General features: G+C 75.9%; 15 protein-coding genes. 4 read left to right on the top strand and 11 right to left on the bottom strand.

Annotation, left to right across the window (positions count from 1 at the left end; all coding sequences use genetic code 11):
• Positions 1 to 77: 77 nt before the first annotated feature.
• The gene (locus ACK586_RS04055) at positions 78 to 668 is read right to left on the bottom strand and encodes an arsenate reductase/protein-tyrosine-phosphatase family protein (RefSeq protein WP_409329167.1); all 591 of its coding nucleotides are present in this window, start codon (positions 666 to 668) and stop codon (positions 78 to 80) included.
• Positions 665 to 2,137, bottom strand: a complete 1,473-nt coding sequence (locus ACK586_RS04050) for a tyrosine-protein kinase domain-containing protein (protein WP_409329166.1) — start codon at positions 2,135 to 2,137, stop codon at positions 665 to 667. Before ACK586_RS04050 ends, ACK586_RS04055 begins: the two co-directional genes overlap by 4 nt.
• A 251-nt stretch (positions 2,138 to 2,388) precedes the next feature.
• On the opposite strand from ACK586_RS04050, the gene ACK586_RS04045 reads away from it, so the two are divergent.
• The 3 genes from ACK586_RS04045 to ACK586_RS04035 are packed head-to-tail and all read left to right on the top strand — an operon-like array spanning position 2,389 to position 6,265.
• Positions 2,389 to 3,705 (top strand): O-antigen ligase family protein, encoded by a 1,317-nt coding sequence (locus ACK586_RS04045; protein ID WP_409329165.1) that lies wholly within the window; start codon positions 2,389 to 2,391, stop codon positions 3,703 to 3,705.
• Entirely contained in the window at positions 3,702 to 5,192 is a 1,491-nt protein-coding gene (locus ACK586_RS04040; protein WP_409329164.1) for a lipopolysaccharide biosynthesis protein, read from the top strand. Before ACK586_RS04045 ends, ACK586_RS04040 begins: the two co-directional genes overlap by 4 nt.
• 50 nt (positions 5,193 to 5,242) lie before the next feature.
• A complete protein-coding gene (locus ACK586_RS04035; RefSeq protein WP_409329163.1) occupies positions 5,243 to 6,265 on the top strand; it encodes a glycosyltransferase in 1,023 nt (340 codons plus the stop codon).
• Positions 6,266 to 6,599: 334 nt separating this feature from the next.
• Here ACK586_RS04035 and ACK586_RS04030 read toward each other — a convergent pair whose 3' ends face one another.
• On the bottom strand, positions 6,600 to 7,016 hold the full coding sequence (locus tag ACK586_RS04030) for a hypothetical protein (protein ID WP_409329162.1): 417 nt from the start codon (positions 7,014 to 7,016) through the stop codon (positions 6,600 to 6,602).
• Between the two features lie 271 nt (positions 7,017 to 7,287).
• On the opposite strand from ACK586_RS04030, the gene ACK586_RS04025 reads away from it, so the two are divergent.
• Positions 7,288 to 7,839 (top strand): hypothetical protein, encoded by a 552-nt coding sequence (locus ACK586_RS04025; RefSeq protein WP_409329161.1) that lies wholly within the window; start codon positions 7,288 to 7,290, stop codon positions 7,837 to 7,839.
• Here the strand turns inward: ACK586_RS04025 and ACK586_RS04020 are convergent, their stop codons facing one another.
• From ACK586_RS04020 to pth, 8 genes are all read right to left on the bottom strand, one after another.
• The gene (locus tag ACK586_RS04020; RefSeq protein WP_409329160.1) at positions 7,840 to 8,589 is read right to left on the bottom strand and encodes a polysaccharide deacetylase family protein; all 750 of its coding nucleotides are present in this window, start codon (positions 8,587 to 8,589) and stop codon (positions 7,840 to 7,842) included.
• Entirely contained in the window at positions 8,586 to 9,596 is a 1,011-nt protein-coding gene (locus ACK586_RS04015; protein WP_409329159.1) for a glycosyltransferase family 2 protein, read from the bottom strand. Before ACK586_RS04015 ends, ACK586_RS04020 begins: the two co-directional genes overlap by 4 nt.
• A 13-nt stretch (positions 9,597 to 9,609) precedes the next feature.
• Positions 9,610 to 10,599 (bottom strand): glycosyltransferase family 2 protein, encoded by a 990-nt coding sequence (locus tag ACK586_RS04010; protein WP_409329158.1) that lies wholly within the window; start codon positions 10,597 to 10,599, stop codon positions 9,610 to 9,612.
• 29 nt (positions 10,600 to 10,628) lie between these two features.
• Complete coding sequence (locus tag ACK586_RS04005) at positions 10,629 to 16,049, bottom strand: PKD domain-containing protein (RefSeq protein ID WP_409329157.1); 5,421 nt, start codon at positions 16,047 to 16,049, stop codon at positions 10,629 to 10,631.
• Positions 16,050 to 16,290: 241 nt separating this feature from the next.
• Positions 16,291 to 16,956 (bottom strand): hypothetical protein, encoded by a 666-nt coding sequence (locus tag ACK586_RS04000; protein WP_409329156.1) that lies wholly within the window; start codon positions 16,954 to 16,956, stop codon positions 16,291 to 16,293.
• A 46-nt stretch (positions 16,957 to 17,002) separates the two neighbouring features.
• Positions 17,003 to 18,313, bottom strand: a complete 1,311-nt coding sequence (locus tag ACK586_RS03995; protein ID WP_409329155.1) for a DUF1972 domain-containing protein — start codon at positions 18,311 to 18,313, stop codon at positions 17,003 to 17,005.
• Positions 18,314 to 18,484: 171 nt separating this feature from the next.
• Positions 18,485 to 19,939 carry a sugar transferase gene (locus ACK586_RS03990; protein WP_409329154.1) on the bottom strand — a complete coding sequence of 485 codons (1,455 nt, stop codon included), beginning with the start codon at positions 19,937 to 19,939 and terminating at the stop codon, positions 18,485 to 18,487.
• A gap of 251 nt (positions 19,940 to 20,190) precedes the next feature.
• Positions 20,191 to 20,760, bottom strand: coding sequence for an aminoacyl-tRNA hydrolase (gene pth / locus ACK586_RS03985; protein ID WP_409329153.1), 570 nt, complete (start codon positions 20,758 to 20,760; stop codon positions 20,191 to 20,193).
• Positions 20,761 to 20,814: the final 54 nt, after the last annotated feature.

The following is a 20,814-nucleotide window of genomic DNA, read 5'->3' as shown; positions in this document are numbered from 1 at the left end:
AGGACGTGCGCAGAGCTTCCTATGCCTCGGGGACCGGGCAGGGCAGGGCCGGTACCGGTCGCCTCAGGAGCCGGTGATCAGCCGAGGGCGCGCACCAGGCGGTCGACGGCGTCCTCGACGACGGCGAAGCACTCCCGGTACTCCGCGGCCGGGCGCCGGTAGGGGTCGGGCACCTCGACGCCACGGGCGGCGGGCCGGTGAGGCGCGGCCAGCGACGGCAGGGCCGCCAGCCGGGCGGCCGGGGTGGGTGCGACCTGCGCCGGCCAGCCGGAGGCGGCGACCGCCTCGGCGAGGTCGGCCGCGTCGGCGAGCAGGAAGGTGCGCCGCACCGCAGCCGGCAGGGTCGAGACGGCGGCGGCGCGGTGCTCCCGGGACATGGCGAGCACCAGCGCTGCGTCCCGCACGAGCTCGGGGCGCAGCTGCCGGGCGGCGAAGCCGTCGGCCCGGGCCCCGGCCGGGCCGAGCAGCGCGGCCATGGGCGGGTCGATGGCCGCGCCGGTCAGCGCGCGGGTGCCGGCGCTGCCGACGGTCACCCCAGCACCGGCCAGCCGGGCCGCGAGCAGCCGCTCACCGACCGGTGAGCGGCAGATGTTGGCGGTGCACACGACGAGGACGGCGACCCCGGCCGGGGTCCCGTCCTCGTCGCGTGCGGTGCGCGCAGCCGTCACCGGCGGCCGGAGGGTTCCGCGGCCCGCTTCTGCGCACTCCCGGGCTTCGGCTCGCGCGGCACCGGGGTCTCGGCGGCGGCCGGCGCCGGCTCCGCGGCGACCTCCGCCGGGGTGGACTCCGCCAGCTGCTCGTAGCCGTAGCCGTAGGCGTCGACCTCGCGCCGGCTCACGTGGGTGAGGACGATGCCGACGACCCGCGCCTCGATCTGCCGCAGCAGGCCGAGGCTCCGGGTCAGGGCCGGCCGGCGGATGCGGCTGGCGTCGGCGATCACCATGGTCCCGGACACCAGCCGGGCGAGCACGGCCGAGTCGGTGACCGGCAGCAGCGGGGCGCCGTCGACCAGCACCACGTCGTGGGTCTCCGCCAGCCGGGCGAGCACCTCGGCCATGGCCGGGGAGGACAGCAGCTCGCTGGGGTTGGGCGGGAGGGAGCCGGCGGTCAGCACGTGCAGGCCCGAGGTCCCCCAGTCCTGCAGGACGTCGTCTACCTCGGCCTGGCCGATGAGCACCGTCGTGAGCCCGGCGGCGCCCTCCAGCCCGAACACCTCGGCGACCGACGGCCGGCGCAGGTCGGCGTCGACCAGGGCCACCCGGAGGCCGGTCTCGGCCAGCGTCTCGGCGAGGTTGGCGGCGACGGTGGACTTGCCCTCGGCGGCGTACGAGGAGGTCACGAGCAGGGTGAAGGGCTCGCCGGGTCGCGCGGTGAACTGCACGGCGGTGCGCAGCGACCGCAGCGCCTCGGCCGCCGGGCTGCGCGGCGCGGTGGCGACGACGAGGTCGCGGCCGGCGTCCTTGCCCGGGGGCACGTCGACACCGGCCAGCAGCGGGAGGTCGGTGACGCGGGCGAGGTCCTCGGCCGAGCGGACGCGGGTGTCGGTCAGGTCGCGGACGACGGCCAGGCCGACGCCCAGGACCAGGCCGGCGAGCAGGCCGACGGCCACGTTGAGCATGGTCTTCGGGCTGCTCGGCGCCGACGGCGGCACGGCCGGGGTGACCGTGGTGCCCTCGACCGTCGCCTGACCGTCCGCGGCCTCGGGCGCGAGGTCGGCGACGGTCTCGATGAGCTGCTCGGTGACCGCGTTGGTGAGCTCGGCGGCGACCTCGGGCGAGGCGTCGGTGACGTACACGCGGAGCACGACGGTGCCGGACACGACCTCGGTGGAGACGCGGGAGGCCAGCGCCCGGGCCGAGACGTCGAGCTCCAGCTCGTCGACGACCGGGTCGAGCACCGCCGGCGTGGTGGCCAGCATGGCGTAGGAGGCCACCTGGCTCTGCGCGAACGCCGACCCCTGGAACAGCTCGTTGGCCGAGCTGCCGAAGCCGAGGGAGAAGAAGACGCTGCTGCCGGCCGTGTAGGACGCGGGCGTGGCCAGGGAGACCCCGAGCGCCGCGAGGACACCGGCCAGCGCGGTCGAGACCACCCAGCGCCAACGCCGGCGCAGCAGCTGCAGGAACTCGTGCAGGTCCATCGTCTTCTCCCCGTGCGTGCGCGCCGATCGGCCGGGCTCCCGGGGGTGCTCCCCCCGTGCACCGGACCGCTGGCCGGTGGTCGCCTCGGGGAAAGCTAAGGGCGCCGGACCCTCCCGCGGCCCCGCCGGCGGCCCGGCTGACCCGAAGGGATGACGGTGCGGTGCCCCGGTCGGGCTCCCCTGCCCCTTCCGGGTGGCAGGCGGCCGGCGGACCGGGGGCAACCCCGCTGCCGCGCCGCAGACTGGCGCCCGTGACGACAGGGGGAACCGACATGGGCACCGGTGGTGGGCGCGCGCTGCGGCGCGGACCGCTGCTGCTGCGGCCGGGCGTGGTGCTGGCCGCGGTCGTCGCGGCCTGGTCGGCGGTCCCCTCCCTGGTCGCGCCGCCGAAGCTCGCGTGGGCGACGCTGGCCGGCCTGCTGGTGCTCGTCGTCGCCTCGCTGTGGCTGCACGCCCGGCGGATGCGGTGGACCACCCCGGTCACGCTGCTGACCCTGCTGTGCGTCTGCGGGGCCGTCTCCGTCCTGCACTACGGCACGCTGCTGGAGCTGGTGATCGGCGGCGCCTCGGCGCTGCTGCTGGTCGGCTGCGCCGTGCTCGCGGTCAACTGCGGGCCGGACGACGTCCGGTGGCTGTCGCGCGGTCTCGTCGTCGTGGCGATGGGCCAGCTCGCCGTGGCCCTGGCCGAGAGCGTGCTCGACGTCGCCTCGCCGTGGGGGTACCTCGGTGGACTGCGGCCGGTCTACGACCTCAACGAGCTGCTGCCCTCGCTCGGCGTCCGCTCGCACGGCCTCATGGCCCATCCCATCCCGTTCGGCACGCTGATGGCGGTCGCCGTCGCGCTGTGCCTCACCCGGGCGACGGGCTGGTCGCTGCCGCTGCGTGCGGCGTCCGGCGCGGCGGCCGGCCTCGGCCTGGTGATGTCGGGGAGCCGCAGCGCCGCCCTCGTGCTGTGCGTCGCCGTCCTGATCACCGTCCTGGTGCCCGGGGCGCTGCGGATCGGCGCCGCCGCGCGCGTCGCGGCGGTGCTCGGGCTGGCCGGCGTGGCGCTGGTGGTGCGGGACGCCGACATCCCGGCGCTCGACAGCCTGCAGGGCACCGGGTCGCTCACCCACCGGCTCGCCGCGCTCGACGCCGCGGTGCGACTGTTCGACCGGCCGCTCGCGCAGACCCTGCTGGGCAGCGGGACCGGTTCCCTGGACGACCTGTTCGACGCCGGGCTGCTCCAGCTGGACGGGTTCTTCGCGGTGGACAACCAGCTGGTGGCGACCTTCGCCGTCGCCGGGCTGGTGGGCCTCGCGGCGCTCGTCGCGATCCTCGCCCTCGGGCTGCTGCGCGGGGACCCGCAGGTCCGGCCGGCGGCCCTGCTCGTGATCGGGATGGTCATGTCGTTCGATCTGCTGGAGTGGAGCGCCACCGCGGTCCTGCTGGTGGCGCTGGTGCTGGCCAGCTCGGGCGTGCACCCGGTCCCGCCGCCCCCGGCCGGGTCCCCCGCCGGGGGCGCCGCCGGAACCACCGCCGGGGGCGCCGACCGCGCCGTCGCCGCCGTCCCGGCGGGCACCCCGTGACCGCCACCGCGGCGCCGCCGCCCACCTCCGACGAGCCGCTGGAGGGCCGGACCAAGGCCGGGCGCGCCGCCGGCATCACGCTGGTCGGCCAGGCCCTGCGGATCGTCATCCAGTTCGGCTCGATCGTCGTGCTGGCGCGGCTGCTGCTGCCGGAGGACTACGGCCTGCTGGCGATCGTCCTGGTCGTCGTGGGCATCGGCGAGATCGTCCGCGACTTCGGGCTGAGCACGGCCGCGGTCCGCGCGCCGGAGCTCACCCGCCCGGTGCGGGACGCGCTGTTCTGGATCAACTCGGCCATGGGCGTGCTGCTGTGCCTGGTCGTGGCGGCCTGCGCCGGGCTGCTGGCCGACCTCTTCGACCGGCCCGCGCTGACCGGCATCACCGTGGTGCTGTCGCTGGCGTTCGTGCTCAACGGGATGTCCACGCAGTTCCGGGTCACGCTGACCCGGCGGATGGACTTCCGGGCTCTCGTCGTCGCCGACGTGGGCGCGCAGGCCGCCGCCGCGGTGGCCGCCGTCGTCCTCGCGGCGCTCGGCGCCGGCTACTGGGCGCTGGTCGCGCAGGTGCTCGTGCAGTCGGCGGTGGCGCTGGTCCTGGTCGCCGTCCCGGCGCGCTGGTGGCCCGGCCGACCGCGCCGGACCGCGGGCCTGCGCCCGTTCCTGACCTTCGGCTCGCAGCTGGTGGGCACGCAGCTGATCAACTACGCCGGCAACAACGTCGACACGGTGATCATCGGGCTGCGGCTGGATCCCGCCTCGCTCGGCCTCTACAACCGCGCGTTCCAGCTGCTGATGACGCCGCTCAACCAGCTGCGCTCCCCCGCCACCTCGGTGGCGCTGCCGGTGCTGGCGCGGCTGCAGGGCGACCGCGCGCAGTTCGACGAGTACCTGCGCCGCGGGCAGCTCGCGCTGGGCATCCCGATCGTGGTGTCCCTGGGCGTGGTGGCCGGCGCCGCGGCACCGGTCGTCGACCTGTTCCTGGGGCCGCGCTGGACCGAGGTGACGCCGGTCCTGGCGCTGCTGGCCGTGGCGGCGGCGTCCCAGACGCTGGCCTACGTCGGGCTGTGGACCTACCTGACGCGCGGGCTGGGGGCGGCGCTGTTCCGCTACACCGTCGGCGCCTCGGTGCTGCGCCTGGTCTGCGTGATCGCGGGCAGCGCCTGGGGCGTGGTGGGCGTGGCCGCCGGCTACGCGCTGGCGGCCTTCCTCGAGTGGCCGCTGTCGCTGTGGTGGCTGTCGCGGGTGACCGAGTTCCCCGGCCGGGTGCTCGCGTTCGGGGCCCTGCGCATCCTCGGGCTCGCCGTGCCGGTGGGCGCAGCCGCGTGGCTCGCCTGCCTGGTGGCCGGCGGGCTCCCGGCCCTCCTCGAGCTCCCGCTCGCGGTGCTGGCCGGGGCCGCGGCGCTGGGCCTGCTCGCCGGCGTCTCCCGGACGGTCCGTGCCGACCTCGCCGTCGTCCTCGCCTTCGTCCGGTCGATGGCCGGCCGGTGACCGCCCGCCCGGGCACCGCCCCGACCCGAGACCGGGAGGTCCCCCCGATCGTGCGCGCCGACGACACCCGGCCGTTCACCGTGCTCCAGTCCTTCCCGGAGCCGCGGGAGACCACCAACCCGTACGTCGTCATGCTGCGGGACGCCCTCGACCGGACCCCCGGTGCCGCCGTGCTCACGTTCTCGTGGCGGCGGGCGCTGACCGCCCGGTACGACGCGTTCCACGCGCACTGGCCGGAGATCCTGGTCGACGGCAACGGCCCGGTGAAGAAGCTCGTCCGGCAGGCGCTGTTCGTGCTCTTCCTGCTGCGGCTGCGGCTCACCCGGGTGCCGCTGGTGCGGACCGTGCACAACCTGGAGCTGCCGGAGGGCCTGAGCCGCCGCGAGGTCGTCCTGCTGCGCTGGGCCGAGCGGGTCACGGCGCTGCGCATCCGGATCAACGAGACCACCGAACTCGACGGCGGCACGCCGGTCGAGACGATCGTGCACGGGCACTACCGCCCCTGGTACTCCCCGCACCCGCGGCGCGAGCGCTGCCCGGGCCGGCTGGCCTTCGTCGGCCAGGTGCGCCGCTACAAGGGCGTCGACCGGCTGGTCGAGGCGTTCGGCGAGACCACCGACGCCGGGCTCAGCCTGCGCGTCGCCGGTCGCCCCACCTCCGAGGAGCTGGGCGACCAGCTGCGCGCCGCCGCCGCGGCGGACCAGCGGATCGGCCTGTCGCTGACCTTCCTTCCGGACCGGGACCTGGTCGCCGAGGTCTCCGAGGCCGAACTCGTCGTGCTGCCCTACCGGGAGATGCACAACTCCGGCGGCGCCCTGGCCGCGCTCTCCCTGGACACCCCGGTGCTCGTGCCGGACAACGAGGTCAACCGCCGGCTGGCCGAGGAGGTCGGCCCGGGGTGGGTGCACACGTTCACGCCGCCGCTGACCGGGGCGGACCTGACCGGGACGCTGGATCGGCTGCGCGCCGCTCCCCCGGCCGCGCCGCCGGACCTCTCCCGGCGGGAGTGGGACGACGCCGGCCGGGCCCACGTCGAGGCCTACCGGCGGGCGCGAGCGACCCTGCGCTCCTGACCTTCGTTCGCCGTGCGCCGACGCCCGTCCGCCCACCGAGGCCGGGGACGAGCGCCGCGTCGTAAGCCGCCCGCGGGTGTCCAGAAGGCGGCCTGAGGGACACAGCCGCACGAGTCGGGACGCTGTGCGCTGGTGTGCAGCTTCCGGCTCGGGGACTACCCACCAGCGCACACTGTTGCCGCTGCGACCGCTGCAGACCGGTGTCCCAGAGTGGGCCGCTCAGGGCGGCCGTCGCGGGCTCGCTCCCCAAGACGGTTCAGCGACACTGCTTGCTGCCCGAACGCGTACTCGATCACCCCGGCCTTCGGTGGGCCGTTCGGACGGTCGTGAGCAGTCAGCACTCAAGGCCGCCTTCGGCGACGCCGACGTTGATGCAGTCGAGGCTGTAGGCGAACTCCCGGCGCTCGGCAGCGCTCAAGACGTCAGCCTCGAAGCGGACGACGATCCAGCCGGAGAGGTAAGCCTCGCCCGCGAAGTCGCGGGCGGCGGCGACGGCGTCCTCCCTCTCGTCGAAGCGGTACATGGTGAGGGTGTCCGCCTGAACCGCCTGCATGCACGGCAGGTCGGCCCCGCAGAGCTCCTCGGTGGCCCAGCGTGCGTTCGGCATCATGCGCTCGGTCCACGCGTCCTCCCGCTCCACCCAGCTCTCCAGGTCGATGTGCTCCCGGCCTCCGTAGAGGAAGGCGTCGCTGCTGAGGTACACGGCTCCCGCACCGGCCGCCGCACCGCCGACTCCCGTCACCAGCGCCACGACCCACCTGCGCACGCGATTCACCCTTTCCATGACCGGGCGACCGACCGTCGCGGATCGGCGGTCCGAGACACCGGTCCGGCGCGTCGGCCATCCGCAGTGTTCCTGACGGGGCTGCACCCGGTCGGTCCCGGAGCAGGAGCGGTCGAGACGCCAGCCACGACTCGCCGCGGACCCTCCTCCGCGGACCCCGGGACGTCCGGTGCACCCGACCGGGTGGAAGGTCGCCGACGCCGCCGCGGGCAACCGCCCCGGCCGACAGGATCCGGATGTGCGCGCGCTGCGGAGCTACGGGCTGCCCCTGCTCGCCTTCGGCCTCCCGGCCGGCGTGATCGTCGGGCTGGTCGTCGGCGTCGTCGCCGGCTCGGCGACCGACGGGCTGCTCGCGGGTGTCGTGGGAGGGGCACTGGCGGGCGGCGTCTTCGCGCTCCTCACCGGCACCACGGACCTGCTGGCCGACCGGGAGGCGCGGCCGGGGGAACGGCACGGGCCCCGGCAGGCCGCGTCGGTGCAGGTGCGCGGTGGCCCGGACCTCCCGGACCGCGTCGCAGCGGCCCTCTCCGCGCTCCCCGCCCAGATACAGGCCGTCGATCCGGCCGGCGGCCGCTTCACCGCCCGCACCGGGTGGACGTGGCGCAGCTTCGGCGAGGAGGTCTCCGTCCAGCTCACCGGAGACCCGCACTCCCCGACCGCGCACGTGACGAGCCGGCCGGTCGTGCCGACCACCGTCCTCGACTACGGCAAGGGCCGTCAGAACGTGCACCGGGTGCTGGCCGCGCTGGAGGAGCACCCGGACGCCGGACGGCCGATGCCGCCGCGGTGATCAGCGCTGGAAGCGGCCCTCGCGCACGGCGGTGCCCTCGGCGAGCACCTCGCCGAGCGAGCGGGCGCTCAACCCGTCGGCGGCGTAGCCGGCCAGCACCTCGGCGATCAGGCGGCCCTTGTCCAGCACCGGGGCCGGCCCGTCGTCAGCGCCGTCCTCGGGCCCGGCGAAGCCGTCGTGCGCCAGCACGATCGCCCCGCGGTGCACGCCCTCGCGGGCCTTCGCCAGGCGCCGCTCGTGCGGCACGTCGCGCCAGTCCCAGGTGGTGGGGCCCCACAGCACCGGGGTCAGCCCGGCGCCGGCGACGGCGCGCCAGGTGCGCGGCGTCTGCCGGCCGTTGGGCGGCCGGTGCCAGCGGACGGCGCGGCCCACCGCGTCCTCGAGCTCGGCCCGGCCGGCCCGGATCGTCGGCCCGACCTCGTGCGGCGGCAGGGTCGGCAGCGGGCGGTGGTCGACGCCGTGCAGGGCCACCTCGTGCCCGGCGGCGACGACCTCGCGGAACAGCGCCGGGTACTTGCGCACCCGCGTCATGAGCACGAAGAAGGTGGCGGTCGCCCCGGCGTCGGCCAGCGCGGCGAGCACCCGGTCGGTGCCGCCGGGCTCGGGGCCGTCGTCGAAGGTCAGCGCGACCGACGGGCTCGCCGTCCGCACCGACACGACCGAGCCGGCCACCGGGCCGGCCGCCCGGCGCGCGGCCGTGAGCACGGCGCGCCGCCCGGCGCGGTAGCCGCGGACGGCGGGGCCGCTCATCGGGGCGTGACCCGGCCCAGGCGCCACCGGCGCCCGTCCCGGGCGTACTCCTCGTAGACCACGCCGAGCCCGCCGCCGACCATGCCGAGGCCGCGGAGCACCGCCCGCGCCCCGCGCGCCTGGTGGGTCAGGGACCGGGTGAGGACGCCGAGGCCCCAGCGCGCCCCGCCGCCGCCGATCCGCAGCAGGCCGCGCAGCACCCCGCGAGCGCGGATGCCCAGCCGGGCGGCCGTGCCCGGGGTCAGCCGCAGCTCGGTGAGCACGGTGGCGTTGCCGTGGCTCCAGGCGCGGGTGAGCACCCAGCGCCGGGTCAGCCGGTCGGCCGGCACGCGGTCGACCGCGGCCGACTCGTCGCACCACACCATGCGCGCGCCGGCGTGCGCCAGCGAGCGGCTGAACAGGGTGTCCTCGCCGCCGGCCAGCCCGAGCGCGGACTCGAACCGGGTGCCCGCGGCGCGCACCTGCGCCAGGTCGAGCAGCAGGTTGCCGGTGGCGGCGACGTCGATCTCGGTGCCGGTCGGCATCCGGCGGCGGACGAAGAACCGGCCGGCCAGGATCCAGGGGTCGACGTCACCGGTGTAGTCGGCCAGGATCCGCCCGGAGACGGCGGCCGCACCCGAGCCGGCCCAGGTGGCCAGCAGGGCACCGAGCCAGTTCTCGCAGGGGCGCTCGTCGTCGTCGATGAAGGCGAGCAGCCGCGACCCGGCGGCCTCGTCCATCGCCCGGTTGCGCACCGCGGCGATCCCCGGCCGGGTCTCCACCACGTAGCGCACGCCCGGCACCGCGGCGACGACCGCGGCGGCGCTGCCGGCCGGGTCGTTGTCGACCACGAGGACCTCGGCGGCGTACCCGCCTCCGGCGCCCACCTCGGCCACCTGCTCCAGCAGCCGAGGCAGCAGCTCGGCCAGGTCCTCCGGTCGCCGGAAGGTGGGCACGGCGACGGTGACCCGGACCCCGCCCTCGTCGGGCGGGGCCGGGATCGACGGCGACGGGGTCGTGGCGGTCACACCCGGTATCCCATCACCGGGGAAGGGCCGCTCGCGTCCCTCTCAGGGGGTGGGGTGAGGGCCGGCGGACCAGCGCGGCCAGGGCGATCCCGGCCCCCTCCAGGGTGCCGCGGACCGCGGCCAGCAGCGGCTTCGGCGAGTGCACCAGCTGCCGCCGCCCGCCGCGCAGCAGGATCTCCCAGCTCACCCGCGGCGTGCGCACCAGCCAGCCGAGCAGCTGCCGGCGGGAGAGGTTGCGCGCGGCGAAGACCAGCCGGTTGCGGCAGTTGTAGCGGTAGTACAGGTCGGACTTCGCGTCGCCCTCCCGCTCCCCCTGCGTGCCGCCCTCGTCGTGCACGGCCACCAGGTCGTCGCGGACGACGAGCGTGCCGCCGGCCGCCAGCGCCCGGTGGCTGAGGTCGACGTCCTCCCAGTAGAGGAAATAGCCCTCGTCGTAGCCGCCGGTCCGGTCGACCATCTCCGCCGACACCACGAGGCAGGCGCCGGTCAGCCAGTCCTCCACCGGTCCCCGCGAGCGGGTGCGGCTGTGCGCGGCCCCGGTGCGCCCGTCGCGCAGCCCCAGCGTCGACCCGGCGAACACCGTGGCGCCGGTCGAGTCGACGATCCGGGGCGCGATCACCGCCAGCGGCTCGGCCAGGCTGGCCCGGCGCAGCTCCTCGAGCACCGCGGGGGTGATCGAGGCGTCGGGGTTGAGGCAGCAGAAGGTGGCGCAGCCGAGCTCCCGGGCCCGGGCGAAGCCGGCGTTGGACGCCGCACCGAAGCCCCGGTTGTCCGGGAGGGCCACCAGCTCCCAGCCCTGCTCGGCCGCGAGCGCCGTCACCGCGGCCCGCTCGGCATCGGTGCTGTGGTTGTCCACCACCACGACCGCGACGTCGGGGCCGAGCGGCCCGGCACCGGCGAGGTTGCGCCGCAGCAGGGCGCTGGACCCGTAGTTGACGACGACCACTCCCAGGCCCCCCGGGCCGCCGCGGTCGGCGGCGGCCCGGGGGCTCTGCGGGGTCATCCGCGACACGCTAGCCGCGGCGACCGGGGTCACGGCGCAGCCGGGGCCGTGCCCGACTCACCGATCCACAGCTGCTCGAAGCGGATCGGGGAGGCGGCGGTCGCGCTGGCGGTCACGTAGTGCTCGAAGCCGACCGTGCCCGGCCGCTGCAGGGCCGCGGTGGCGTCGGTCCGGGTCAGCTGCCAGGCAGCCGGCTCGGCCGTGCCCTCGGCCCACGCCTTGACCGAGAAGGTCGTCGTCGTGGCGCCGCCGACGTCGTACCGCACGTGCAGCGTGGTGCCCGGCCGGTAGCCGCCGGCCAGCAGGTAGCCGCCCAGGATGGTCTCCTGGCCGTTCACGTTGCGGACCAGCATGACCTCGACCTGGCCGTCGGCGCGGAACCGCAGCTTCACCCGGTAGTCGGTCAGCCCGACGTTCCGCGCGGCGAGGCTGACGTAGGTCCCGCCCCCGGTGGGCGCCTGGGGCACGGTCAGCGAGACCTGCACCGCGACGTCCTGCCGCGAGAACTGGGTGAGGACCGCAGCGGTGCCCTGGCCCACGGGCCCGGCCAGCCGGCCGGCGCCGTCGGCGACGGAGGCGTTGGCCGCCACGCCGTGGATGAACCAGGGGCCGCCGACGTCGGCCGTGCCCCAGCCACCGGTGACCTGGCGCTCGAAGGCGTCCGCGGCCAGCGCGGGGACCTGCGGCTCCGGCTGCGGGGCCGGGGCGGTGACGGTCACCGAGCGGGTCGTGGTGCCGGTCAGGCCCGCGGCGTCGGTCACGGTCAGCCGCACCGTGTAGGTGCCCGCCGTCGCGTAGGTGTGCGACGCCGTCGCCCCGGTCGCGGTCTGCCCGTTGCCGAAGTCCCAGGCGTACCCGGTCACCGCGGCGTCGTCGGTCGACCCCGACCCGTCCACGCTGGCCGTCAGACCCGAGGTCGTGGCGGTGAACGCCGCCACCGGGGCCTGGTTCACCGGCTCCGGCTCCGGCTGCGGGGCCGGGGCGGTGACGGTCACCGAGCGGGTCGTGGTGCCGGTCAGGCCCGCGGCGTCGGTCACGGTCAACCGCACCGTGTAGGTGCCCGCCGTCGCGTAGGTGTGCGACGCCGTCGCCCCGGTCGCGGTCTGCCCGTTGCCGAAGTCCCAGGCGTACCCGGTCACCGCGGCGTCGTCGGTCGACCCCGACCCGTCCACGTTCGCGGTCAGACCCGAGGTCGTGGCGGTGAACGCCGCCACCGGCGCCTGGTTCACCGGCTCCGGCTGCGCCGTGCCGGGCGCGTCGACCCGCAGGTCGTCGATCCGCACGGTCGCCGTCGCCGTGGCGCTGCCCGACGTGTAGGTGAACAGGGACAGGGCACCCGCGCGCTGCAGGCCCGCGGTGGCGTCGGTGCGGGTCAGGCCCCAGGCGGCCGGCTCGGCCGTCCCGGCCCGCCACACCTTGACCTGCAGGGTCGTCGGCGCGGTACCGCTGACCTCGAACCGCAGGGCGAGCGGCGTGCCGGCCGTGTAGCCGCCGGACAGCAGGTACCCGCCGAGGATGGTCTCCACGTCGTCGACCGTGCGGACGAGCATGACCTCGACCTGGCCGTCGGCGCGGAACCGCATCTTCACCCGGTAGTCGGTCAGGCCGACGCTGCGGGAGGCCACGCTGACGTAGAAGCCGCCGCCGGTCGCGAGCTGCGGCATCGTCAGGGTCGCCTGCACCGTCGAGTCGGTCACGCTGACCGAGCCGAGGCGGGCCTGCGACCCGGCACCCTTGGCGCCGCCGAGCTGGCCCGCGCCGTCGGTCACCGAGGTGGCGCCGGCCGTGCTCCACGCGCCGCCGGTCTCGGCGGTGCCCCAACCCGACGCCACGGTCCGGCCGAAGGTGTCGGCCGCGATCGGGCCGCCCACGGGCGGGGCGGTGACGGTCACCGAGCGGGTCGTGGTGCCGGTCAGGCCCGCGGCGTCGGTCACGGTCAGCCGCACCGTGTAGGTGCCCGCCGTCGCGTAGGTGTGCGACGCCGTCGCCCCGGTCGCGGTCTGCCCGTTGCCGAAGTCCCAGGCGTACCCGGTCACCGCGGCGTCGTCGGTCGACCCCGACCCGTCCACGCTGGCCGTCAGACCCGACACCGTGGCGGTGAACGCCGCCACCGGCGCCTGGTTCGGCGCCTGGGCCACCGTGCCGGCCGGCTCGACCCGCAGGTCGTCCACCCGGACGACCGAGGCGCGGGTGGCGCTGGCCGAGACGTACTCGGAGATCTGCACGGCGCCGCTGCGCTGCAGGGCGGCGGTGGCGTCGGTGCGGGTGAGGTTCCACGCCGCCGGCTCCGCCGTGCCCGTCCGCCACGTCTTGACCTTCAGCGTGGTCGGGAAGGCGCCGCTGGTCTCGAACCGGACCGTGAGCGAGGTGCCCGGGGTGTAGCCGCCGGCGAGCATGTAGCCGTCCAGGACGGTCTCCTGCCCGTTCACGACCCGGACCAGCATGATCTCGGCCTGGCCGTCGGCGCGGAACCGCATCTTCACGCGGTAGTCGTTCGCGCCGACGCTCTGGGCGGCCAGGCTCAGGTACGTGCCGCCGCCCGTGGCCGCCTGGGGCAGGGTGACCGCGACCTGGACGGCGACGTCCATGCGGTCGACCGAGCCCAGCGTCGCGCTGGCGCTCGCGCCGGCGGCCGGGGCCAGCTGGCCCGCGCCACCGGTCACCGAGGTCGCACCCACCGCGCTCCACACACCGCCGCGGTCGGCGGTGCCCCAGCCCTGCGCGACCTCGCGGCCGAACGTGTCGGCGGCGATCGAGCCCGGGCCGACGGGCGGCGCGGTGACGGTCACGTCGCGGACGAGGGTGCCCTCGCCGCCGCGGTCGTCGGTCACCGTCAGCCGCACCGGGTAGGTGCCGGCGGCGGCGTAGGTGTGCCGGACGGTCGCGCCGCTGCCGGTGCGCCCGTCACCGAAGTCCCAGGCGTAGGCCGTGACCCGGCCGTCCACGTCGGCCGAGGCCGAGGCGTCGAAGGCGGCCGCCAGGTCGGTCGAGCTGACGGTGAACGCCGCGGTCGGGACGACGTTCGGCGGGGCGCCGGTGCGGCCGGTGGTCTCGTGCGCGGCCACCTGCGCGGCGGTCAGCGCCCGCGGGTACACGGCCACCTCGTCGATGCGCCCGTTGAACCAGGCGGCGCCGGTGCCGGTGGCCATCGAGTCGCCGCCGACCCGCCAGAAGCCGTTGTACTGGGCGGCGCGGGTGACGTCGGCCCGGGAGCCGACCAGGACGCCGTCGACGTAGAGCTGCATGCCCAGGTGGCTCAGCGAACCGACGACGTGGTGGTACTGCCCGTCGTTGAAGGTGGCGGTCGAGGTGACGTAGACCAGCGTGCCGTTGGTCTGCCGGATGCCCAGCGAGATGCGGCCGGTGGTGTCCATGGAGATCTGCCGGTCGTAGGTGCTGCTGGTGCCGCTGGACACGTTGCCGAAGCCGACGATCTTGCCGCCGTTGCGCGACGTGGTGGAGAACCACGCCTCGACGGAGAAGCTCTGCGGCGCCGCGACGCTGGTCGTGGTGGCCAGGTAGCCCGACGACGTCCCGCCGAAGGCGAACGCGCGGTCGGCGTCGCCGGCGACGGCACCGGCCTGGTTCAGGGTCACGCCGGAGTTGATGCGCAGGTCGGCCGCGCCGAGCCGGTCGTAGGCGAGCAGGCCGGAGGTCTCGCCGAGCGACCAGTGGTCGAGGGCGCCGTCGCGGGCGACGACCGTGGCGTAGGCGCGGGCGGCGCTGCTGTTGGCGGCGCCGACGGTCGCGTCCACCCAGCTCGAGGCCACCCGGTTGCCGGCGGCGTCGGTCGCGGTCACCAGGTACCGGTGGGCGCCGGCGGTGGCGCCGGTGTCGGTGCACGACCAGGTCGGCCGGTTCCACCACTGCGACGGGCGGACGACCTCGCAGGCCGGGGCGGCGGTCTCGCTGTCGCGGTAGACCCGGTAGGTCAGCTCGGCGTTGTCGTCGTCGTACACCGCACGCCAGGACACCCGCACGCCGCCGGGGACCATGGTGGCGGTGGGCGTGAAGGCGATGGTGTCGCCGCGCGGGCCGACCCGGTTGGGCGCCTTGTCGGCGCGGGCGAACCGCACCAGGCCCTGCTGGCCGACGCCGTTGACCGACGGGAACTCGCCGGCGAAGACGACGTAGTCGCTGTTGCCCGAGACGCTCCAGCCGGCCTGGTACTGACCGGTGAAGGTGCCGGCGACGAACCGCGGCTGCCACGCGTCCAGCGTGGGCGCCGGCTGGCCGACGTAGGAGATGTCGCCGAACGTGTTGCCGGACAGGACCGTCTGCGTCGGGGCGATGCTCATCGCCGTGCCGAACCAGTGGTGGCGGGGGTTCTGCTCGGGGAAGCTCGCCAGGGAGCGGCAGTCGTGGGCGTGCCCGGCGGTGTAGAGGGCGCCGCCGAAGGGGAACGTGGAGTACGTGTCACCGCGGCACGGGGCGAACCACACCGGGGCGCCGCCGTCGGCACGCGCGGCGAACGGGCCCTCGAGGCTGCCGGGACCGTAGAAGTCGTAGGTCGCGCCGTACACGTTGGTGCCGTCGGTGCTCAGGCTGTAGACGGCGGCGTTCACGCCGAAGTTGCGGATCAACGCGTTGATCGCGAACGGCCGGTTGGCCCCGGTGGTCCCGTCGACGGCGGCCACGCCGATGTTCTGCGTGCCGTTCATGTAGTAGAAGCGGCCGGCGACGACGACCTGGCCGCTGGGCCCGGCGACGACGATCGACATCACGTCGTTGGTGGTCGCGGTCTGCGTGGCCGGGTCGCTGGCGCGGCCCCAGCCGGCCGGGCCGGCACCGGGCTGCGGCGCCCACGGCAGCAGGGAGCCGTTCGAGGCGGACACGGCCGCGAGGCGGTTGCGGCCGACGCCGCCGACCGCACTGAAGCCACCACCGAGGTAGACGGTGCTGCTCGTGGCGGCGATGGCCCGGACCTGGCCGGTCACGGCCGGGCGGAAGGTCGACACCAGCTGGCCGGTGGCCGTGTCGAAGGCGGCCACGCGGGAGCGGTCCTGACCGTTGACGGAGTAGAAGTCACCGCCGATGTACACGCGGGAGCCGTCCGGGGAGGCGGCCAGCGCCAGCACCTGCCCGTTGACCGCCGGGGCGAAGGAGGTGATCAGGTTGCCGGTGCGGATGTCGTAGGCCAGCAGGTTGCTGCGCGCGGACTCCTGCACGCCCGCCGGCGCGCCCGCGGGCCGGGCGCTGGTGAAGCGGCCACCGACGTACACGGTGTTGCCGACGACGACCTGGGCCCACGCCACACCGTTGATCTGCACGGTGGGCAGGGCGTCGGCGGTCACCGTGGTCGGCGTCCGCGGGTCGGTCACGTCGATCGGCGCCGAGTCGGCCCGAGCCGTCGCGGGGGTGAAGAGCCCGGCGAGGACCCCGGAGAGCAGGAGCGCGCTGAGCAGGCCCGCCAGGGCCTTCCTCGGCGTCACGGCCGTCGGTGCAGACATCGGTCTTCCCCCGTGTTGAGCCACTCCGCGTGACGGTCACGCGGTCCAGCGGATCGACACTAAGCGTGACGACGACGGGGGCGGCATCCCCTGGGGGAGTGAAACGGCCCTGCTCAGCGCAAGATCTCCGCAAGACGGCCCTGACGGAGGGTGATCGCCGGACGCGTCACGCCCAGATCCCGGGAACGCCGGCGGGGCCCCGGCGCGAGGCGCCGGGGCCCCGTCGGGAGGTGCGGTGAGGTCAGCCGGCGGAACCGGTGAGGACGACGAACGGAGCGCCGGGCGCGTAGCCGACGATGACGGTCACGGCGTCCCGGGCGTCGACCGGGACGCTGAAGACGTAGGTGCCCTCGGCGCTGGCCCCCGGCTCCACGACACCGGAGAAGCGCACCTGCGACGGGTCCTCCAGCGGCGAGGCCGGCGCCTGGTCGAAGCCGTAGCGCAGGTCCACCGCGGTGCCGTCGAGGGAGACCGGCTCCGGGGTCCCGTTGGTCAGCCGCACGGTGACGCGCAGCGCCGGGCCGGCGACGTTGCCCGGACCGGTCGCGGCTCCCTCGATGCCCTCGAGGCCCACGACGTCGACCGTGACGCCGTCGCCCACGGCGGCGGTCTGGTCCAGCGCCACGGGGTCCTGGGTCGGCGGGAGGGCGTCGGACCCCTCGAGCGGGGGCTCGGGGGTCGGCTCGGGCGCCGGGGCGGAGCTCGGCGCCGGCGGCAGGGCCGGGCCGGCGTCCGCCGTGCTGCCGGCCGGCGTCCCGGCCGCGTCGTCGCCGCCGCGCACCAGCAGGAGCACGGCGAGCGCCACGAGCACCACGGCGGCGGCCACCGCGAGCGCGATGGTGCGGCGGCCGGGCCGCCGCCGGCGCGGCGGCGCCACGTCCGGGGTCTGGTCGACCTGGGTGGTCATCGGGTCCGTCTCCTCGTCTCCGGCCGGCATGCGCCCGCGGCGCCGGTCACTGCTGGGCCGCCGGGTACTGCTGCCACCCCGGTGATGCGACCGGGGTGGGCAGGTGCACCACGTTGTCGGGCGGGGTGTCCGGCTGCGCCGGGACGGCGGCGGGTGCGGCGGCGGGTGCGGCGGCGACCTCCGGGACCGGTGCCCCCAGCGGCAGGTCCGCGTCGGTGGGACGGCGACGGCCGCTGGGCCGGCGGCGCGGGAAGCGGCGGGCCACCAGGTCCCCGGCGAGCTCCTCGTAGCCGGCCGCCACCTGGTCCCAGTCGTAGCCGCGGGCCAGCTCGCGGGCGCGGCGCCCGTCGCGGGCGGCGCGGGCCGGGTCGGCCTCCACGCCGGCGATCTCACGGGCGACGTCCTCCGGGGTGCGGAAGAAGCGCCCCGCGTCGGCGACCACCTCCCGGTTGAAGGAGCAGTCGAAGGCCGTCACCGCCGCCCCGGCGCCGATGGCCCGCAGCAGCGAGGGGTTGGTCCCGCCCACGGAGTGGCCGTGCAGGTAGGTGGCGCTGTGCGCGTAGAGCTGGTCGAGCAGTTCCTGGTCCCAGACCCCGCCGAGGAAGCGGACCCGGTCGTCGGCCAGCGAGTGCACCCGCTTCGTGTACTCGTCGGCGTAGGGAGCCGAGCCGACGACGACCAGCGGCCTGGTGGCCTCGCTGCGCCTGTACCCCTGCACGATCAGGTCGACGTGGTTCTCCGGTTCGAACCGGGCCACGACCAGGTGGTAGCCACCCGGCTCGAGCCCGAGCTCCCCGAGCTTGCCGGTACCGGGCTCGATGATCGGCGCGCCGTAGGTGAGCAGGACTGTGGGCGCGGAGAAGGCGTCGGTGTAGTAGTCGGCGATGCCCTGCGCGTCGGCGATCAGCGCGTCCGACCAGCGCACGGCCAGGCTCTCGGCCACCCGGTAGTAGCGCCGGCCCGTGCCGCCCCACTTGGCGCGCTTCCACTCCAGCCCGTCGACGTGCGTGGCGACCGGGATGCGGGCCGCGCGGAGCACCGGCAGCAGCGGGGAGTTCGCCGCGTTGAACACGAAGGCGGCGTCGGTGCGGTGGGTGACCAGGTGGCGGACCGACAGCGCGGTGTGGCTCAGGGTCTCCAGCGAGCGGCGGCGGGCGGCCGGCAGGTGCACCAGTTCCATGCCCAGGTGCTCGGCGGGCGGCTGCTCGTCGGACCCGGGCACCGTGCGGCAGTACACGACCACCCGGTGCCCGCGGTCGACCAGCCGGCGACCGATCTCCTCCACGGCGGTCTCGAAGCCGCCGTATCGCGCGGGGACGCCGCGCGTCCCCACCATGGCGATGCTCATGCGGTCCATCGGGAGTCCGTTCGTCGATCGGTCGGTCCCTGCCCTGATCGGCAGGACCTCCTCGATCCTGGAGACGCAGGTGGGGGCGGTCGTCCCCCCGGCGGGTGAGAGGGAGGACCCCCGGTGCCCCCCGCCGCTCGCACGCTCGCGGCGGGCCCCGGCGCCGGGCCGGTCGCCGGCTCAGTAGGCGCCGGAGCGGCTCAGCACCGCGCGGAACGTCTTCACGAGGATCAGCAGGTCCATGGCCATCGACCAGTTCTCCACGTAGCGCAGGTCCAGGCGGACGGCCTCCTCCCACGGGAGGTCGCTGCGGCCGGAGATCTGCCACAGCCCCGTGAGGCCGGGCTTGACCAGCAGCCGCCGGCTGACCTGGGTGTCGTACCGCGCGACCTCCCCGGGCAGCGGCGGCCGCGGGCCGACCAGCGACATCGACCCGCCGAGCACGTTGAGCAGCTGGGGCAGCTCGTCCAGGGAGAGCCGGCGCAGCAGCCGGCCGACCGGGGTGACCCGCGGGTCGACGCGCATCTTGAACAGCAGCCCGTCGGAGATGTTCTCCGCGCTCAGCGCCGCCACCTGCCGGTCGGCGTCGACGACCATGCTGCGGTACTTCAGCATCGTGAAGGTCCGGCCGTTCACCCCGACCCGCTCCTGGCGGTACAGCACCGGCCCCGCGCTGCCCAGCTTCACGGCCAGCGCGATCGCGAGCATCACCGGCGCGAGCAGCAGCAGGGCGACCGCGGCGACGGTCCGGTCCAGCCCGCCCTTGACCAGGCGGCGCCAGCCCTCGAAGCGCGGCTGCTCGACGGCGAGCAGCGGGAGGCCCTCGAAGGGGCGGATGTGCAGCCTCGGGCCGGCGACCTCGATCAGTCCGGGGGCGACCAGCAGCTCGATGCCCGTGCCCTCCAGCTGCCAGGACAGCTGGCGCAGGTACTGGGCGGCGGTCTCGCTGGCCGAGGTCACGGCGATCGTGTCCGCGCCGAGGCGGCCGGCCATCGCGACGACGTCGTCCAGCCCGCCGACGGGAACCTGCAGCGCCGCACCCACCCGCGCCCGGTCGGCGGGGGTCACGCACGCCGCGACGACGTCCATCCCGGCGAAGCGCTCGCGGCGCACGCGGTCGACCAGTTCGAGGACCGCACCGCCACGGCCGACGACGATGACCCGCGTGGTGCACGAGCCCCGGGCGCGCAGCCGCTGCAGCCAGAGCCGGGCGGCGTAGCGCTCGAGCAGGGTCGCGACGGTCAGCGCCGGGACCGCGACGACGACGAGGCCGCGCGAGAGGTCCAGGGCGGCGGCGTAGGAGACCAGGCCCAGCGTCGCCAGCAGGAGGACGCCGGCGCGGCCGACGCGGCGGTACTCGTCGCTGCCGGTGCCGAAGGCGCGCTGCCCGTAGGCGCCGTTGGCGGCGAGCAGCAGCGGCCAGGCGACGACCAGCGCCGCGGCGGCCCACAGCAGCGGGTTGCCGGCGCTCAGCGCCGACGCGTGCACGGCGAGCACGGTGCCGGCGGCGACCGCGGCGGCCAGCGACTCGATCGCGACCAGGGTCAGCGTGTACCGGCGGACCCAGCCCGGCGGCGTCCGGCGGACGACGGCCCGCGGCGCGAACGGCACGGCCGGTGCCGCGGAGGCCCGCACGGATGCGGATCCCAGTCTGACGCGCTCGTGATCGAGTAGCACGGTTCCCCCCGGACACCGACGTGACACTGTGTGGCCGGGAATCCGGGCGGATCGGCACCTGACGTGCACGTTTCCGCCGTCGTGACTCCCGGCAGCACAGAGGACACTCACAGTCGGTCACCGGAGGGTCAACACGGAACCGGATCGTTCACCCTCAGGAGCGAGCGGAACGGTCACCTGGCGACCACTCAGCGTGATCGGCCGCCGCCTCAGGTGCGGGGGTGCACCACGTTCTGCGCCGCCTCGAGCCCGCGGGCCAGCAGCTCCTCGGTGGCGTCGGCCGCCTCGGCGAGCAGCAGGTCGAGCTCCTTGCGCTCGGTCGCCGAGAAGTCCTTGAGGACGAAGTCCGCCGGGTCCTGCCGGCCGGGCGGGCGGCCGATGCCGACGCGCACCCGGAGGTAGTCCTTGGTCCCGGTGGACCGGCTGATCGAGCGCAGCCCGTTGTGGCCGCCCTCGCCACCGCCGCGCTTGAGCCGCACCGCGGCGAAGGGGATGTCGAGCTCGTCGTGGACGACGACGAGGTCGTCGGCCGGCACCTTGGCCCAGTCGAGCAGCCCGCGCACCGGGCCGCCGGACTCGTTCATGTAGCAGGTGGGCCTCGCCAGCAGCACGCGGCGCCCGGCCAGCCGGCCCTCGGCGACCAGCGCGCGCGACCGGGCGCCCTTGCCCGGGGACAGCTTCGCGCCGGCTCGGGCCGCGAGCTCGTCGAGCACCATCGCGCCGACGTTGTGCCGGTTGCCGGCGTAGGCCGGGCCGGGGTTGCCGAGGCCGACGACCACGAACGGACCCTCGGACGGTGGGGACGCCGCAGGGGCGCCGGCGGTGCCGGCGCC

The organism is Trujillonella humicola, from assembly GCF_046233715.1.
Classification (GTDB): Bacteria; Actinomycetota; Actinomycetes; order Mycobacteriales; family Geodermatophilaceae; genus Trujillonella; species Trujillonella humicola.
This window is presented reverse-complemented; position numbering and strand designations above follow the sequence as displayed.

Bases quoted from the DNA above. Each gene is read 5' to 3' on its own strand.
- ACK586_RS04050 (WP_409329166.1), bottom strand. From the start codon at position 2,137: ATGGACCTGCACGAGTTCCTGCAGCTGCTGCGCCGGCGTTGGCGCTGG.
- ACK586_RS04005 (WP_409329157.1), bottom strand. From the start codon at position 16,049: ATGTCTGCACCGACGGCCGTGACGCCGAGGAAGGCCCTGGCGGGCCTG.
- ACK586_RS04010 (WP_409329158.1), bottom strand. From the start codon at position 10,599: ATGACCCCGCAGAGCCCCCGGGCCGCCGCCGACCGCGGCGGCCCGGGG.
- ACK586_RS04000 (WP_409329156.1), bottom strand. From the start codon at position 16,956: ATGACCACCCAGGTCGACCAGACCCCGGACGTGGCGCCGCCGCGCCGG.
- ACK586_RS03995 (WP_409329155.1), bottom strand. From the start codon at position 18,313: ATGGACCGCATGAGCATCGCCATGGTGGGGACGCGCGGCGTCCCCGCG.
- ACK586_RS04020 (WP_409329160.1), bottom strand. From the start codon at position 8,589: ATGAGCGGCCCCGCCGTCCGCGGCTACCGCGCCGGGCGGCGCGCCGTG.